General features: G+C 71.0%; 13 protein-coding genes. 9 read left to right on the top strand and 4 right to left on the bottom strand.

The genetic code is table 11. From position 1 onward, the window contains the following. Nucleotides 1-3 precede the first annotated feature (3 nt). The 6 genes from AC4BGB_RS08765 to AC4BGB_RS08740 all read left to right on the top strand — a co-directional run bounded on the left by AC4BGB_RS08765 (nt 4) and on the right by AC4BGB_RS08740 (nt 6,473). The gene (locus AC4BGB_RS08765; RefSeq protein ID WP_490546398.1) at nt 4-1,059 is read left to right on the top strand and encodes an amidohydrolase family protein; all 1,056 of its coding nucleotides are present in this window, start codon (nt 4-6) and stop codon (nt 1,057-1,059) included. Beyond that, the gene (locus AC4BGB_RS08760) at nt 1,056-1,796 is read left to right on the top strand and encodes an iron-sulfur cluster assembly protein (protein ID WP_490546397.1); all 741 of its coding nucleotides are present in this window, start codon (nt 1,056-1,058) and stop codon (nt 1,794-1,796) included. The genes AC4BGB_RS08765 and AC4BGB_RS08760 overlap by 4 nt, the downstream gene beginning before the upstream one ends. After that, entirely contained in the window at nt 1,793-2,821 is a 1,029-nt protein-coding gene (locus AC4BGB_RS08755; RefSeq protein WP_490546396.1) for an NAD(P)-dependent alcohol dehydrogenase, read from the top strand. The genes AC4BGB_RS08760 and AC4BGB_RS08755 overlap by 4 nt, the downstream gene beginning before the upstream one ends. 65 nt (nt 2,822-2,886) lie before the next feature. Beyond that, nucleotides 2,887-4,578 (top strand): chaperonin GroEL, encoded by a 1,692-nt coding sequence (groL, locus tag AC4BGB_RS08750; protein WP_490546395.1) that lies wholly within the window; start codon nt 2,887-2,889, stop codon nt 4,576-4,578. Nucleotides 4,579-4,587: 9 nt separating this feature from the next. Then, the gene (locus tag AC4BGB_RS08745; protein ID WP_490546394.1) at nt 4,588-5,217 is read left to right on the top strand and encodes a hypothetical protein; all 630 of its coding nucleotides are present in this window, start codon (nt 4,588-4,590) and stop codon (nt 5,215-5,217) included. A gap of 17 nt (nt 5,218-5,234) precedes the next feature. After that, entirely contained in the window at nt 5,235-6,473 is a 1,239-nt protein-coding gene (locus tag AC4BGB_RS08740) for an Nramp family divalent metal transporter (protein WP_490546393.1), read from the top strand. Here AC4BGB_RS08740 and AC4BGB_RS08735 read toward each other — a convergent pair. Genes AC4BGB_RS08735 through AC4BGB_RS08720 form a run of 4 tightly spaced genes read right to left on the bottom strand, consistent with a single transcriptional unit; the run spans nt 6,470 to nt 10,383 of the window. Further along, nucleotides 6,470-7,468 (bottom strand): LLM class flavin-dependent oxidoreductase, encoded by a 999-nt coding sequence (locus AC4BGB_RS08735; protein ID WP_490546392.1) that lies wholly within the window; start codon nt 7,466-7,468, stop codon nt 6,470-6,472. The two genes, AC4BGB_RS08740 and AC4BGB_RS08735, sit on opposite strands and share 4 nt — an antisense overlap. 1 nt (nt 7,469) lies before the next feature. Further along, nucleotides 7,470-8,387 carry an alpha/beta hydrolase gene (locus tag AC4BGB_RS08730; protein WP_490546391.1) on the bottom strand — a complete coding sequence of 306 codons (918 nt, stop codon included), beginning with the start codon at nt 8,385-8,387 and terminating at the stop codon, nt 7,470-7,472. Then, nucleotides 8,384-9,037, bottom strand: a complete 654-nt coding sequence (locus tag AC4BGB_RS08725; RefSeq protein WP_490546390.1) for a TetR/AcrR family transcriptional regulator — start codon at nt 9,035-9,037, stop codon at nt 8,384-8,386. Before AC4BGB_RS08725 ends, AC4BGB_RS08730 begins: the two co-directional genes overlap by 4 nt. Beyond that, entirely contained in the window at nt 9,034-10,383 is a 1,350-nt protein-coding gene (locus AC4BGB_RS08720; protein ID WP_490546389.1) for a flavin-containing monooxygenase, read from the bottom strand. Before AC4BGB_RS08720 ends, AC4BGB_RS08725 begins: the two co-directional genes overlap by 4 nt. Before the next feature lie 75 nt (nt 10,384-10,458). Here AC4BGB_RS08720 and AC4BGB_RS08715 point away from each other — a divergent pair, with 75 nt between their 5' ends. The 3 genes from AC4BGB_RS08715 to AC4BGB_RS08705 are packed head-to-tail and all read left to right on the top strand — an operon-like array spanning nt 10,459 to nt 13,360. After that, on the top strand, nt 10,459-11,220 hold the full coding sequence (locus tag AC4BGB_RS08715; RefSeq protein WP_490546388.1) for an SDR family NAD(P)-dependent oxidoreductase: 762 nt from the start codon (nt 10,459-10,461) through the stop codon (nt 11,218-11,220). Then, a complete protein-coding gene (locus AC4BGB_RS08710; protein ID WP_490546387.1) occupies nt 11,220-12,308 on the top strand; it encodes a TIGR03857 family LLM class F420-dependent oxidoreductase in 1,089 nt (362 codons plus the stop codon). Before AC4BGB_RS08715 ends, AC4BGB_RS08710 begins: the two co-directional genes overlap by 1 nt. After that, nucleotides 12,305-13,360: an oxidoreductase family protein gene (locus tag AC4BGB_RS08705; protein ID WP_490546386.1), complete on the top strand. Its 1,056-nt coding sequence runs from the start codon at nt 12,305-12,307 to the stop codon at nt 13,358-13,360. Before AC4BGB_RS08710 ends, AC4BGB_RS08705 begins: the two co-directional genes overlap by 4 nt. Nucleotides 13,361-13,592 lie beyond the last annotated feature (232 nt).

The raw sequence follows: 13,592 nt of genomic DNA, 5'->3' as shown, positions 1-13,592 counted from the left end.
CCCATGTACGAGAAGGATGGGGAGAAGTACTTCGTCGTCGACAGCCACATGCACTACTGGGACGCGAGTCCCGAGAACTGGGTGAAGGGCGCCGAGAACTACGCCGAGGGCTGGATCGACTGCTTCCAGGCCTACCAGGGACTCGGGCCGCCCGAGACCCACCAGACCGCGGAGCACTTCAAGAAGGTCACCGAGGACGACCTGATGAAGGACGTCTTCGAGGACGGGTACGTCGACAAGGCGATCTTCCAGCCGACGTACCTCCGGGAGTGGTACACCGACGGGTTCAACACCACCGAGCGCAACGGCGACCTGGCCCTGAAGCACCCGGACAAGTTCATCGTGAACACGCGGTTCGACCCGCGCGACGGTGACGCCGGCATGAAGGAGTTCGAGGACAACGTCGCGAAGTGGGGCTCCAAGGGCGTCAAGCTCTACACCGCCGAGTGGAACAACGGCTCGCGCGGCTACAAGCTCAGCGACCCCGACGCCTACCGCTTCCTGGAGAGGGCGCAGGAGCTCGGGATCAAGAACGTCCACGTCCACAAGGGACCGACGATCTGGCCGCTGGACAAGGACGCCTTCGACGTCTCCGACGTGGACCACGCAGCGACGGACTTCCCGGAGCTGAACTTCATCGTCGAGCACGTGGGGCTGCCGCGGATCGAGGACTTCTGCTTCATGGCGACCCAGGAGCCCAACGTGTATGCGGGACTCTCGGTGGTGATCGGCGGCCTGATGCACGCGCGGCCGAAGTTCTTCGCCACGGTGATGGGCGAGCTGCTGTTCTGGGTCGGCGAGGACAAGATGACCTTCGGCAGCGACTACAACATCTGGGAGCCCAGGTGGCAGATCGAGGGCTTCGTCGACTGGGACTACCCGGACGAGACGTACTCCGACTACCCGCGGGTCAACGTCGACACCAAGAAGAAGATCCTCGGCCTGAACGCGGCCGAGCTCTACGGGATCGAGGTGCCTGCCGAGCTCCAGCTCAAGGGCTCCGGTGAGCCCGGTGCCCCGGACGACGCCAAGCTGGTGGAGCACGGAGCCGGGGTGTGACCTCTTCAGTGACCCACGGGGTGAGCCGGGGGGAGACGCAGCGGGACCGGGTCCTCGCCGCGTTGGGCACGGTGCGCGACCCGGAGCTGGACGAGCCCGTCACCGAGCTCGGCTTCGTCTCGTCGTGCACCGTGTCACCGGGGGGAGAGGTGCAGGTGCGGCTCCGGCTGCCGACGTACTTCTGCGCACCCAACTTCGCGTTCCTGATGGTCGCCGATGCCTACGACGCGGTCAGCGCCCTCGAGGGCGTACGCCGCACCGAGGTGCTCCTCGACGACCACTTCGCCTCCACCGACATCAACCGGGGTGTCGCGGCGAGGTCGGGGTTCGCGGAGTCCTTCGGTGCGCTCGCGGCCGGGGAGCTCGACGAGCTACGGGCCGACTTCGTCCGCAAGGCCGTGCTCGCGGGGACGGACCGGGTCTGCCGCCCGCTGCTCGCCGCGGGCCGGACCGCGGAGGACCTGGCGGCGATGCGGCTGCGTGACGTGCCGCCCAGCGCGGAGCTCGACCGGCTGCGTGACCGGCGGGCCGAGCTGGGCCTGCCGGCCGGGGACGACTCCCCGCTGCTGGTGGACGCGATCAGCGGTGCGGCGATCGGCGTGGAGGCGCTGCCGCTGCACCTGCGCAAGGCCCGCCTCACCCGGGTCAACACCGAGGCGAACGGCAGCGTGTGCCGCGGCATGCTGTCCCACCGCTATGCCACCCGCGGCGAGGGCCAGCTGGAGGAGATCAGATGAAGGCCGTGCGGTTGCACGCGTACAACGAAGAGCCGACCGTCGAGGACGTCGACGAGCCGACCGTGAAGGGTCCGCTCGACGTGGTGGTCAAGGTCGGGGGAGCCGGGGTGTGCCGGACCGACCTGCACATCATCCTGGGTCAGTGGGACGAGGCGATGAACCCGTCGCTGCCCTACACGATCGGCCACGAGAACGCCGGCTGGGTGCACGAGGTCGGCTCGGCGGTGACGAACGTGGCTGTGGGCGACACCGTGATCCTGCACCCGACACCGACGTGCGGCCTGTGCCGGGCGTGCCGGGCGGGCCAGGACATGCACTGCACCGAGAGCGTGTTCCCGGGCCTCGACGGCACCGACGGTGGCATGGCGGAGTACCTGCTGACCTCCGCCCGGGCCTGCGTGAAGCTCGACCCGTCCACGCAACCCCAGGACGTGGCCGCGCTGGCCGACGCCGGCATCACGGCGTACCACGCGGTGCGCAAGGCGCTCCCGCTCCTCTACCCGGGCACGACAGCGGTCGTGATCGGCGCCGGCGGCCTGGGCCACATCGGCATCCAGTGCCTGGCAGCGCTCTCGGCGACGAACATCATCGTCGTCGACCGCAACCCGGCTGCCCTCGAGCTGGCCGAGCAGCTCGGCGCCCACCACACCGTGGTCGCCGACGGCAAGCAGGTCGACGCGGTCAAGGACCTCACCAACGGCGAGGGCGCCGACGTGGTGCTCGACTTCGTGGCCGAGGAGGGCGCGGAGAACGAGGGGTTCGCGATGACCCGGCCCAGCGGCTCCTACTTCGTCATCGGGTACGGCGGAACCCTCGTCGTCCCGACGCTCGACGTGATCTCCACGGAGCGGAACATCATCGGCAACATCGTCGGCACCTACAACGAGCTGGCCGAGCTGATGGTGCTCGCCCAGGCCGGCAAGGTCACCTTGCACACCAAGACGTATCCGCTCAGCGAAGCCCCGCAGGCGTTGGCAGATCTCGACGCCGGCAAGGTCCGAGGCAGGGCGATCCTCGTCCCCTAGGACGTCACCCCACCAGCACCCAGCAACGACGGAGTCACCACCGCTACGACCAAGGAAGGACGCTCATGGCCAAGGACCTGAGATTCGGCGAGGAGGCCAGGCGGCTGTTGCTGTCCGGCGTGGACCAGCTTGCTGAGGCGGTGAAGTCGACGCTCGGTCCGAAGGGGCGCAACGTGATCCTCGAGAAGATCACGGGGTCGCCGGTGGTGACCAACGACGGCGTCACGATCGCTCGCGAGATCCACCTCGGCGACCAGTTCGAGAACATGGGCGCCCAGCTGGTCAAGGAAGCGGCGATCAAGACCAACGACATCGTCGGCGACGGTACGACGACCGCGACCGTGATCGCGCAGGCCATCATCCGCGAGGGGATGGAGGCGATCGGCAAGGGCGGCAACCCGGTCCTGGTCAAGCGCGGTGTCGACCTCGCGGTCGGCAGCCTCGTCGACCAGCTCCGCAAGGTCGCCCACCCCGTGGTCAGCTTCGAGGACTACGCCCGGGTCGCGTCGATCTCCGCCAACAACGACGAGACCGTCGGGCGGGTGCTGGCCGAGGCGCTGCACGCCGTCGGGGACTCCGGCATCGTCACCGTCGAGGAGTCCACCGCGCACGGGATGAGCGTCGACTTCGTCGAGGGGTTCGAGTACGACAACGGCTACCTCTCGCCCTACCTGGTCACCCACCCGGCCAGCCTCGAGGCGATCCTCGACGACCCCTACATCTTGTTGTGCAGCGAGAAGATCACCAAGGTCCAGGAGATCATGCCGCTGCTGGACAAGGTGATGCGCAACCCGAAGCCGCTGGTGATCATCGCCGAGACGGTGGAGGGATCGGCGCTGAGCATGCTGGTGCACAACCACGTCAACGGGGTCTTCCGGTGCGTGGCCACCAAGGCGCCCGGGTTCGGTGACCGCCGGCTGCGCAAGCTCGAGGACATCGCCACGATCACCGGCGGCGAGGTCTACAGCAAGCACTCCGGGTTCAGCCTGGAGACGATGAAGATCGAGCAGCTCGGCCGGGCACGCCAGGTGCGGGTCACCGCCGAGCGGACCACGATCATCGACGGCGCCGGCTCCTCGGAGAAGGTCGAGTTCCGCGTCGCCCAGCTGCGTGCGGAGCTCGAGCGGGCCACGTTCGGTATCGACGAGGAGGTGCTCAGCGAGCGGATCGGCTCCCTGTCGGGCAAGGTCGCCGTGATCAAGGTCGGGGCACCCACCAACGCCGAGCTGGCCGAGCTGCAGCACCGGGTCGAGGACGCCCTGTCCGCGACGCGCGCCGCCATGGCCGAGGGCATCGTGGCCGGAGGGGGCGTCGCCCTGATGCACGCGGCGCCCGTCCTCGACGATCTCGACGTCAAGGACGACTACGCGACCGGGGTGGGCATCGTCCGGCGTGCGCTCACCGAGCCGACGTACCTGATCGCCGCCAACGCCGGCTATCCCGGCCACGAGGTGGTGGCCACGGTGGCGGGGATGGGCGTCGACGAGGGCTTCGACGCGCTCGAGGGCAGCTACGGGAACATGATCGACATGGGGATCATCGACCCCCTGCGCGTGTGTCGCTCGGCCCTGCAGAACGGCGCCTCCGTCGCCGGGCTGCTGCTCACGACCAACACGCTGATCGCCGAGGAGCAGACCCCCTGGGGTGGCAGCCGCGCGCTGATGAGCGAGTTCGGGGAGCTCGACGAGGGACTGCACCAGCCCTCCCCGGACTCCAGCACGCCGCAGTCGCTCGGCCTCGGCCCGTCGGTCGGGTGAGGGCGGACCATGCCGGCCGACGGCGTCACGCCCGAGCAGCCTGAGCCACCCCCGCCACCGGCCGTCGTACGACGGCTCGAGGGCCCGAGCGCGACCCTGCTCCGCGACCTGGTCGAGACCTTCGAGGAGCTGCAGACCGTGCTGCGCTGCTGCGAGCGGCTGGTGGCCGAGACCGCCGGCCGCCCGCGCCCCGACGAGGTCGTCGTCGAGGGGGTCTGGACGATGGCGCTGCTGTCCTACGCGCGCAGCTTCGCCGAGCGCACCTCGGGGCCGGTGCTCACCGAGGAGGACCTGACCCGGGCGCTGCCCGAGACCGAGGTGCTCACCTGGCACCAGGTCCTGCTCCAGCTGCGCGAGCAGCACACGGACCCGGTCTCCAGCCCGCGGGAGCAGTTCACCATCGCGGTGACCCAGGACGAGCAGGGTGCGGCGAGCGGGGTGGCGATCACCTCCGCCCGGACCCCGCTGGTCGACGAGCTGACCGTGCGGCAGACCGGCGCCATCGCCTACGCGCTGAGCACACTGGTCAACGAGCGCATCGAGGCCCAGCAGCTGGTGGTCTTCGAGGAGCTCGAGGGCACTTCGCGCGACGACCTGGAGAAGCTCGAGACGGTCGAGCTCGCGGACGCGCTCGCCTAGCGAGCCGGAGCCGGAGGATGTTCCAGCGCAAGGCACGGTTCGCCAGCGTCGCGTTCGTGCGGGGACCGCTGCCGCTGCTCGGACCTGCGTTCGTCGCGGCGATCGCCTACATCGACCCCGGCAACTTCGCCACCAACATCACCGCCGGGTCCCGGTTCGGCTACCTGCTGGTCTGGGTCGTCGTCGTCAGCAACCTGATGGCGATGCTGATCCAGTACCTCTCCGCCAAGGCCGGCATCGCCACCGGCAAGAACCTGGCCGAGCTGTGCCGGGACCACTTCCCCCGCCGGGTCACGCGCGGCCTCTGGGCGCAGGCCGAGCTGGTGGCCATCGCCACCGACCTGGCCGAGGTCCTGGGCGGCGCGCTCGCGCTGCACCTGCTGTTCGGGCTGCCGCTCCTGGTGGGCGGGGCGATCACGGCCGCGGTGGCGTTCGCCCTGCTGGGGCTGCAGAGCCGGGGCGCGCGCCCGTTCGAGATGGCGATCACCGGGCTGCTGCTCGTCGTGCTCGTGGGGTTCCTCTACAGCCTGGTCCACGGCGGGGCCGATGCCGGTGGCGTCGTCGGCGGCCTGGCCCCGCGGTTCGAGGGCACGGACACGGTGCTGCTGGCCACCGGGATGCTGGGTGCCACGGTGATGCCGCACGTGATCTACCTGCACGGGGCGCTCACGCAGAACCGCTACGCGCGCTCCACCGAGCGGGAGCGGCTGGCGCTGCTGCGCAGCCAGCGGATCGACGTGGTCACCGCGATGACCCTGGCCGGGGTCATCAACCTGACCATGCTCGTCGTCGCCGCGCAGGTGCTCTCGGGCGGACCGGAGCCCGTGGACACGATCGAGGGTGCCCACGCCGGTCTCTCCGAGGCGTTGGGCCCCACGGCGGCGCTGCTGTTCGCGCTCGCGCTGCTCGCCTCGGGCTTCGCCGCCTCCGGCGTGGGCACGTTCTCCGGCCAGGTGGTGATGCAGGGCTTCCTGCGCCGCAAGGTGCCGCTCGTCGTGCGCCGGCTGGTGACGCTCGCGCCTGCCCTGGTGGTGATCGGCGCGGGTGTCGACCCGACGCGGGCGCTGGTGATCTCCCAGGTGGTGTTGTCCTTCGGCATCCCGTTCGCGCTGATCCCGCTGGTGCTGCTCACCAGCCGCCGCAAGGTGATGGGCGCCCTGGTGAACCGGCGCCCGACCACGATCGCGGCCGCCGCGGTGGCCACCGTGATCTGTGGGCTCAACGTCACCCTGATCGCGCTGACCGTCGCGCGCTAGGGAGCGGGGACCTGCTCCCGCAGCGCGGGCATCACCTGCTCGCAGATCAGGCGCAGGCTCTCCCAGGACGGCTCGGCCGGCATCCCCGCGCAGAGCGGGTGGCTGGTGACGAGCTTGATCTCGCCCGACCGGCACCGCTCGGCGAGGTCGTCGGGGGTGAGCGCGACGTACCGGCCGGCTTCGCGCAGGCCCGCCACGGTCGTGGAGTCGTCGCGCACGACCGAGGGCTGGTCGCCGGCCCAGGCGGCATAGGCCCGGGCGTCGGCGAGCAGGACGTGGCCGTGCTCGGCCCAGAACGCGTCGGGGTCCTCGGCGCAGAAGACGATGGCCGGACCCGGAGGGGGCACCATCACGAAACCGGGCTCCCGGCCCAGCTCGCGGCACGTCTGGCGGTAGAGCTCGCGGAGCTCGCGGTCGGCGACCTGGGGCGCGAAGCCGAGCCCGAGGCGCGCGGCCCGCCGGGCCGCCACCGGCGACCCGCCGCCGTAGAAGAGCAGCGGGTGCGGCCGGCTGTACGGCGAGGGAGTGATCCGGACGCGGCGACCCTGGTGCTCGACCTCGTCGCCGGCCCACAAGGAGAGCAGCAGCCGGATCGTCTCCTCGATGTCGGCGCCCCGGGTCGACCACGGCTGGTCGAAGAGGGTGTACTCCTCGCGGCGGTAGCCGAGCCCCAGGGTGTAGCTGACCCGGCCACCGCTGAGATGGTCGAGCACGGCCACGTCCTCGGCGAGCTTGATCGGCTCGTAGAGGTTGACCAGGAGCGCCGAGACCGAGATCGGGATCCGGCTCGTCCGAGCGGCGAGCGCGGCCGCAGCGACGATCGGACTCGGCAGGTAGCCGTCCTCGGATCCGTGGTGCTCGGAGAGCATCAGGGCGTCCTGTCCGTGCTCCTCGACGTAGGTGACCTGGTCCAGCGCGCGGGCGAACAGCTCCCGGCGGGCCCGGGGATCGGCGCCCGGTGCGCGGAAGTCGAAGCGGGTGACGAAGGTGACCACGTCAGACCGCGTCGACCGGCGCCAGCTTGCGCGTCAGGAACGAGACCTGGTGCGCGACCGCGGGCTCGAACCACGGCTTGCCGGGGTAGATGTCGAAGTGGTCGCACGGGTAGTGCCGGACCTCGGCCCGGGCGTTGAAGGCGGCCTTGGACGCGGCGTGCGGGGGAGCACTGCGGTCGAAGTCCGCGATCTGCACCAGCACGGGGGCGCGGACCAGCCTGGCGCTCCGGACCGGGCGGTGGCCGCCGAGCTCCAGGCCCACGGTGGCGTCGATCTCGTTGCGCCAGGTCGGGCCGGCGATCGCGAGGTAGTCCTCGTAGGAGCCCTCCAGCGACAGGGCCGCGAGCTCGCCGGGCCGGCCGACGACGGGCATCATCACCGGCGCCCGGCCCCGGAGGCCGGCCACCCGGCTGCGGAACCCGGCGGCGGTCGAGCGCAGCATCTCCGCCTTGGTGTGGCTGGCCAGCGCGTGCCGGCCCGCCGCGAGGCCGTCCACGAGCGGGGTCACGGCCACCACCGCGGCCACGTCGTCACGGCCCGCAGCTGCGTCGAAGACGTGGCCCCCGGCGAGGGAGACCCCCCACAGCACCAGCCGGTCGGGGTCGACGCCGGGCAGCGCGGCGGCTGCCGACATGGCGGCGCGGTAGTCGGCGAGCTGGCCGCTCATGCTGACCGTCTGCCGGGGGGTCCCGGCGCTGGCGCCGAACCCGCGGTAGTCGAAGGCCAGCACGTCGAGCCCGGCGGCGGCCAGCGCCTCGGCGAACGGCTGCAGGCCGGAGTCCTTGGTGCCGGCGAGGCCGTGGGCCATCACCACGACGGGCCGCCCGGCCGGGCCGGTGAGGTCGTCGCTGCCCGCGGCGAAGTGCCAGGCGTCGCAGGCGACACCCTCGGAGTCGAAGGTGAGCTGTTCGGGCGTCATGAGCCGTCCTCCTCGGACGCAGGCTCCTCGGGGAGCGTGCCGTAGATGGTGCGCAGCCAGATGGCGGTCAACGCCTCGATCTGCTGGTCCCGGGTCAGGCTGCCGCCGAGCGCGACCCGTTCGAGCATCCGGTCGTTGAGCTCGAGGAGCACGGTGGCGAGCGCGACCGGGTCGGGGCCGGTGGGCGCACGGCCCGCAGCCCGCTCGCGCTGGATCATGTCGGAGACCGGCTGCACGAACGACTGGCGGTCCGACTCCCACATGGCCCGGACGGCCTCGGTGGTGGCCCGGGCCTCGAGCATCGCCGCGAACTGGTGCTGGTGCCGCTCGACCACGTCGAAGAGCCCGCGCAGCATGGTCTCGATCCGCATCACCGGCGGGCCGTCGGTGGTGGCCACCAGCCCCGAGGCGGCGACGACCTCGTCGTACATCTCCTCCATCAGGGCGGCCACGGCGACGGCCTTGTTCTCGAAGTAGAAGTAGAAGGCGGACCGCGTCACTCCCGCCCCGCGGGCGATGTCGGCGATGTTGACCGACTCCAGGCTGCTCTCCTGGAGGTGCCGGTCGAGCGACTCGAGCAGCGCGGCGCGGCGCTGGTCGCCCTTCTGGGGCGGACGGCGATCACGCGTGCCCGCCAATGGGCGGCTCACGCCGTGGCCCGGGTCAGCGCCGGGGCTCCGAGCCGTTCCGCCCGGCGCAGCCCCTGGGGGAGCTCCTTGGTGCGCAGGTCGTGCTCGTAGATGAAGAAGTCGACCTGCTGGGTGTGCCGGGCGGTGGTGTTGTAGTGCCCGATGTACTTCTGCTCGTCCTCCACGATCACCCGCTCCATCACCTCCTGCTCGGGGAGCCGGTAGCGGCCGGCGGCGTACGCCGCGACCAGCCGGGCCTGGCACTCCACGAACGGGAACAGGGTCGGTGTGGACTGCGCGAAGCCGACGAAGACGAGGTCGTCGATCCCCGGCTTGAACATCCGCTTGTAGAGCGGCAGCCGGTTGTCGGGAGCCGAGAGGAAGGACTCGTCGAAGAACGGGAACGTGATGTTGTAGCCGGTCGCGTAGATGATCACGTCGAAGTCGCTGCTGGTGCCGTCCTCGAAGTGCACGGTGCTGCCGTCGAGCCGGGACACGTTGCCCTTGGGGGTGACGTCGCCGGAGCCGAGCCTGAGCGGGAGCTCGACCGACTGGGTCGGGTGGGCCTCGAAGAACTTGTGGTTGGGCGTGGGCAGGCCGAAGTCCTCGGGCCGACCGGTGCTCACCGGCTGCATCACCTGGACGAACTTGCGCTGCCAGGACAGCGGTAGGTAGGGCGTGGTGGCGTAGTACTTGTCGGCCGGCTTCCCGGCGATGTACTTCGGCACGATCCAGGCGCCGGAGCGGGTGGAGAGCGTGACCTCGTTCTGCAGCGCCTTGGAGGACAGCTCGACGGTGATGTCGGCCGCGCTGTTGCCGATGCCGACCACCAGGATCCGCTTGCCGCTGAAGTCGAGCGGGTCGCGGGGGTCGACGTAGGCGTGGGAGTGGATCACCTCGCCGGTGAACTCGCCGGGGAAGCTCGGGAAGCGCGGGTCCCAGTGGTGCCCGTTGCCCACGACGAGCAGGTCGGCGTGGCGGGTCTCCCCGGCCTCGGTGTCGAGCTCCCAGCCGCCCGACTCGAGCCGTCGGGCGCTCAGGACCCGGTTCTGGAACTCGATGTGCTCGCGCAGGCCGAAGGCGTCGGTGTAGTCGTCGAGGTAGGCCTTGATCTGGGTGTGGTGCGGGAAGTCCGGGTAGTCCTCGGGCATCGGGAAGTCCCGGAACGAGAGCCGGTGCTTCGAGGTGTCGATGTGCAGCGAGCGGTAGGCGCTGCTGTGCCCGTTGGGGTTCTCGAACGCCCAGTTGCCTCCGACCCGGTCCGAGGCCTCGAAGCAGGTGTAGGGCAGGCCGTAGTCCTGGAGCATCTTCGCGGTGGTCAGCCCGCTGATGCCGGCGCCGATGACAGCCGTGGTGGGTGCGTTCACCACCGCATCCTCTGGCACGTGTCGATTTTTATCAACACCTGTGAATTCCGGGAGAAACCTGCTTGGGTTCCGGCTATGTCCCAGACAGTGACCTACGACACATCCACCTCCGGCTCCACCGAGACCCCGGTGGCGGTGGTGTTCGGCGGAGCCTCCGGCATCGGCGCCGCCATCGCGGCAGCCTCCGAACGCGCCGGGTACCGCGTGCACGTCGCCGACCTGACCGGCTCCACACCGGTCGACGTGACCGACGAGGCATCGGTGGAGGCGTTCCTGACCGGGGTCCGCGAGCAGGAGGGTCGGCTGGACCTGGTGGTGAACAGCGCCGGGTCGAGCACGCTGGGGCTGGTCACGGAGATGCCGGTCGAGGAGTTCCGCCGGGTGGTCGACGTCTGCCTGACGGGTGGCTTCGTGGTGCTCAAGCACGCCGGGCGGCTGGTCGACGACGGTGGCTCGATCATCTCGCTGACCTCGCTGAACGCTCGTCAGCCCGGGTCGGGGCTCTCGGCGTACTGCGCTGCGAAGGCAGGGCTGGCCATGCTCACCGAGGTGACGGCCCTGGAGCTGGGGCTCCGGCGGGTGCGGGTCAACGCCGTCTCGCCCGGTCTGGTGCCCACCCCGTTGACCGCCCCGGCGCTCGACATCGCCGGCATCGAGGACGACTACCTCGAGAACACGCCTCTGGGCAGGGCCGGCGCACCCGAGGAGATCGCGGAGGCCGTGCTGTTCCTGGCCTCGGCACAGTGGATCACCGGTGAGGTGCTCGACATCAACGGGGGAGCGCACCTGAAGCGCTACCCCGACATCCACGGCCACGTGATGAAGGCGTTCGGCTGATGCTCTTCCCCGAGCTGGGGTGCTACGGGCTGGCCGGCCACTCCGCCGACCCCCGTGACCTGCTCGCGGAGGTCGGTGAGGCCGAGGAGCTCGGGCTCGGGGCGGTGTTCCTCTCCGAGCGGTTCAGCCTCAAGGACGCCGGCGTGCTGGCCGGCGCCGCCGCCGCGGTGTCCAGCCGGATCGGGATCGGTACGGCGGCCACGAACCACAACACCCGGCACCCGCTGGTGACCGCCACGATGGCGGCCACGCTGTACCGGCTCAGTGGCGGGAGGTACGCCTTCGGCCTCGGCCGCGGGTTCGACCTGCTCTTCGACGTGATGGGGCTGCCGCGGGTGACCGGCGCACAGCTCGAGGACGTCGTCGGCATCCTCAGGACCCTGTGGTCGGGAGGCACGGTCGTGGGCCACGACGGCCCCGCCGGGTCGTTCCCCTACCTGAGCCAGGATCCCTCCTTCGACGAGCACATCCCGGTGCTGATGACCGCGATCGGCCCACGGACCCTGGAGCTGGCCGGACGCGTGGCCGACGGTGTCGTGCTGCACACCTACCTCACCGACGAGACGCTCGCCGCTGCCGTCGGCACCGTGCGGACCGCGGCGGAGCAGGCAGGGCGTGACCCGGCCTCGGTGCGGGTCTGGTCCGTGCTGGCGACCGTGGAGGAGTCGGTGCCCGAGGAGGTCGCGCTGCGCAAGACCGTGGGCCGGCTGGCGACCTATCTCCAGGGCTACGGCCAGGTCCTCGTCGACGCCAACGGCTGGGACCCCGACGACCTGGTCAGGTTCCGGGGCGACCCTCTGGTGACCGGCTACCCCGGTGCCTTCGACGCGATCGGGACCACCGAGCAGCTCACCTACCTGCGCGACCAGGTGCTGCCGGCGCACTGGCTGGCGGCCTCCGCGACCGGCACCGCCGCGCAGTGCGCGGCCCGGGTCGCCGACCAGTTCGACGCCGGGGCCGACAGCGTGATCCTGCACGGCGCCACCCCGGCCGAGCTGGAGCCCGTGCTCGGGGCCTGGGCCCGCGTCCGGGAGCCGGAGCGGTTCGCTGCCCTGCCCGCCAACCCCGGCTGGATGGTGCAGCAGTGAGCGGGTCAGTGATCTGTGAGCCCGGCGGGCTGACCTCGCAGTGGCTCAGCACGGCCCTGGGCCATGAGGTGCAGGTCAGGTCCCTCGCGCCGGTCGGGACCGGCCAGATCGGCACCTGCTTCCGGGTGTGCTTCGACGACTCGGACGGGGAGCACACGCTGCTGGCCAAGCTCCCGGCCGCGGACCCCGCCATGCGCGAGCTGCTGGCCGGTGCCTACCGCAGCGAGGTGAGGTTCTACGCGGAGCTCGCGGGCACGGTCGCCGTCACGGTCCCGAGCTGCGACCTGGCGCTGATCACCCCCGGCACCGGCGACTTCACCCTCCTCCTGCAGGACCTGGCTCCGGCGCAGCAGGGTGACCAGGTCGCGGGGTGCTCGGTGGCGCAGGCGCGGGCGGCGGTGGTCAACCTCGCGGGGCTGCACGGGCCGCGCTGGTGCGACCCCGCCCTGACCGAGGTCGAGGGACTGGCCCTGAACGGACCCGACGACGCGGCGCTGCTGGCGGAGCTCTACGGGCCGGCGACCGAGCTGTTCGTGGAGGGACTCGGCGAGCTGATCGCCGCCGAGGACGTCGCGACGCTCCGAGCCTGTGTCGAGGTCGCCGAGCCCTGGGCGCTGGCGCGCCCGGACTGCTTCGCGCTGATGCACGGGGACTACCGGCTCGACAACCTGATGTTCGCCCTGGGCGACGGGGGTGACGAGGTGCGTGTGTGGGCGGTGGACTGGCAGACGCTGTCGCTGGCCCTGCCGGCCCGCGACCTGGCCTACTTCCTCGGGACCAGCCTCCCGGTGGCGGACCGGCGTGCCTGCGAGCGCGAGCTCGTCGAGGCCTACCACTCGACGCTGGTGGGCCACGGGGTCGCTGACTACTCCTTCGAGGCCTGCTGGGAGGACTACCGCCTCGCGATGGTCCAGGGGCCGCTGGTGGCCGTCTTCGGGTGCGCCTACGGCACCCGGACCGAGCGCGGTGACCAGATGTTCGCGGCGATGGTGCGCCGCTCGTGCGCGGCCGTCCGCGACCACGGGACCCTCGACCTCGTGCGCCGGCTCTGAGTCGTGGCGCCAGGCGGACCGGGCTGTTCACCTCCCGGCTAGGGCGTGTCGATCACCATGGCGCCACCGGCGGACGTAGTTTCGTCGGACCGGCCTGTGGGGAAGCAGGCCGCACCAGGAGGGCGAAGTTCGTGAGAGATCACGGCCACAGCACCATCGGAGGTCGGCACCCCGGCCCCCGACGCCTCACCCGGTCCGTGCACCACTGCTAGCGGACCGGGGCGCAGGGGTG

Source organism: Nocardioides sp. Z30_9, from assembly GCF_058215735.1.
The sequence above is the reverse complement of the archived record's forward strand: the minus strand, read 5'-3'. Positions and strand labels throughout refer to the sequence as shown.

What these genes read in the sequence shown, in the direction of transcription:
- AC4BGB_RS08715 (WP_490546388.1), top strand. Translation starts at nt 10,459, where the DNA reads ATGTCCCAGACAGTGACCTACGACACATCCACCTCCGGCTCCACCGAG.
- AC4BGB_RS08730 (WP_490546391.1), bottom strand. Translation starts at nt 8,387, where the DNA reads ATGACGCCCGAACAGCTCACCTTCGACTCCGAGGGTGTCGCCTGCGAC.
- groL (WP_490546395.1), top strand. Translation starts at nt 2,887, where the DNA reads ATGGCCAAGGACCTGAGATTCGGCGAGGAGGCCAGGCGGCTGTTGCTG.
- AC4BGB_RS08765 (WP_490546398.1), top strand. Translation starts at nt 4, where the DNA reads ATGTACGAGAAGGATGGGGAGAAGTACTTCGTCGTCGACAGCCACATG.
- AC4BGB_RS08745 (WP_490546394.1), top strand. Translation starts at nt 4,588, where the DNA reads ATGCCGGCCGACGGCGTCACGCCCGAGCAGCCTGAGCCACCCCCGCCA.
- AC4BGB_RS08755 (WP_490546396.1), top strand. Translation starts at nt 1,793, where the DNA reads ATGAAGGCCGTGCGGTTGCACGCGTACAACGAAGAGCCGACCGTCGAG.
- AC4BGB_RS08710 (WP_490546387.1), top strand. Translation starts at nt 11,220, where the DNA reads ATGCTCTTCCCCGAGCTGGGGTGCTACGGGCTGGCCGGCCACTCCGCC.
- AC4BGB_RS08740 (WP_490546393.1), top strand. Translation starts at nt 5,235, where the DNA reads ATGTTCCAGCGCAAGGCACGGTTCGCCAGCGTCGCGTTCGTGCGGGGA.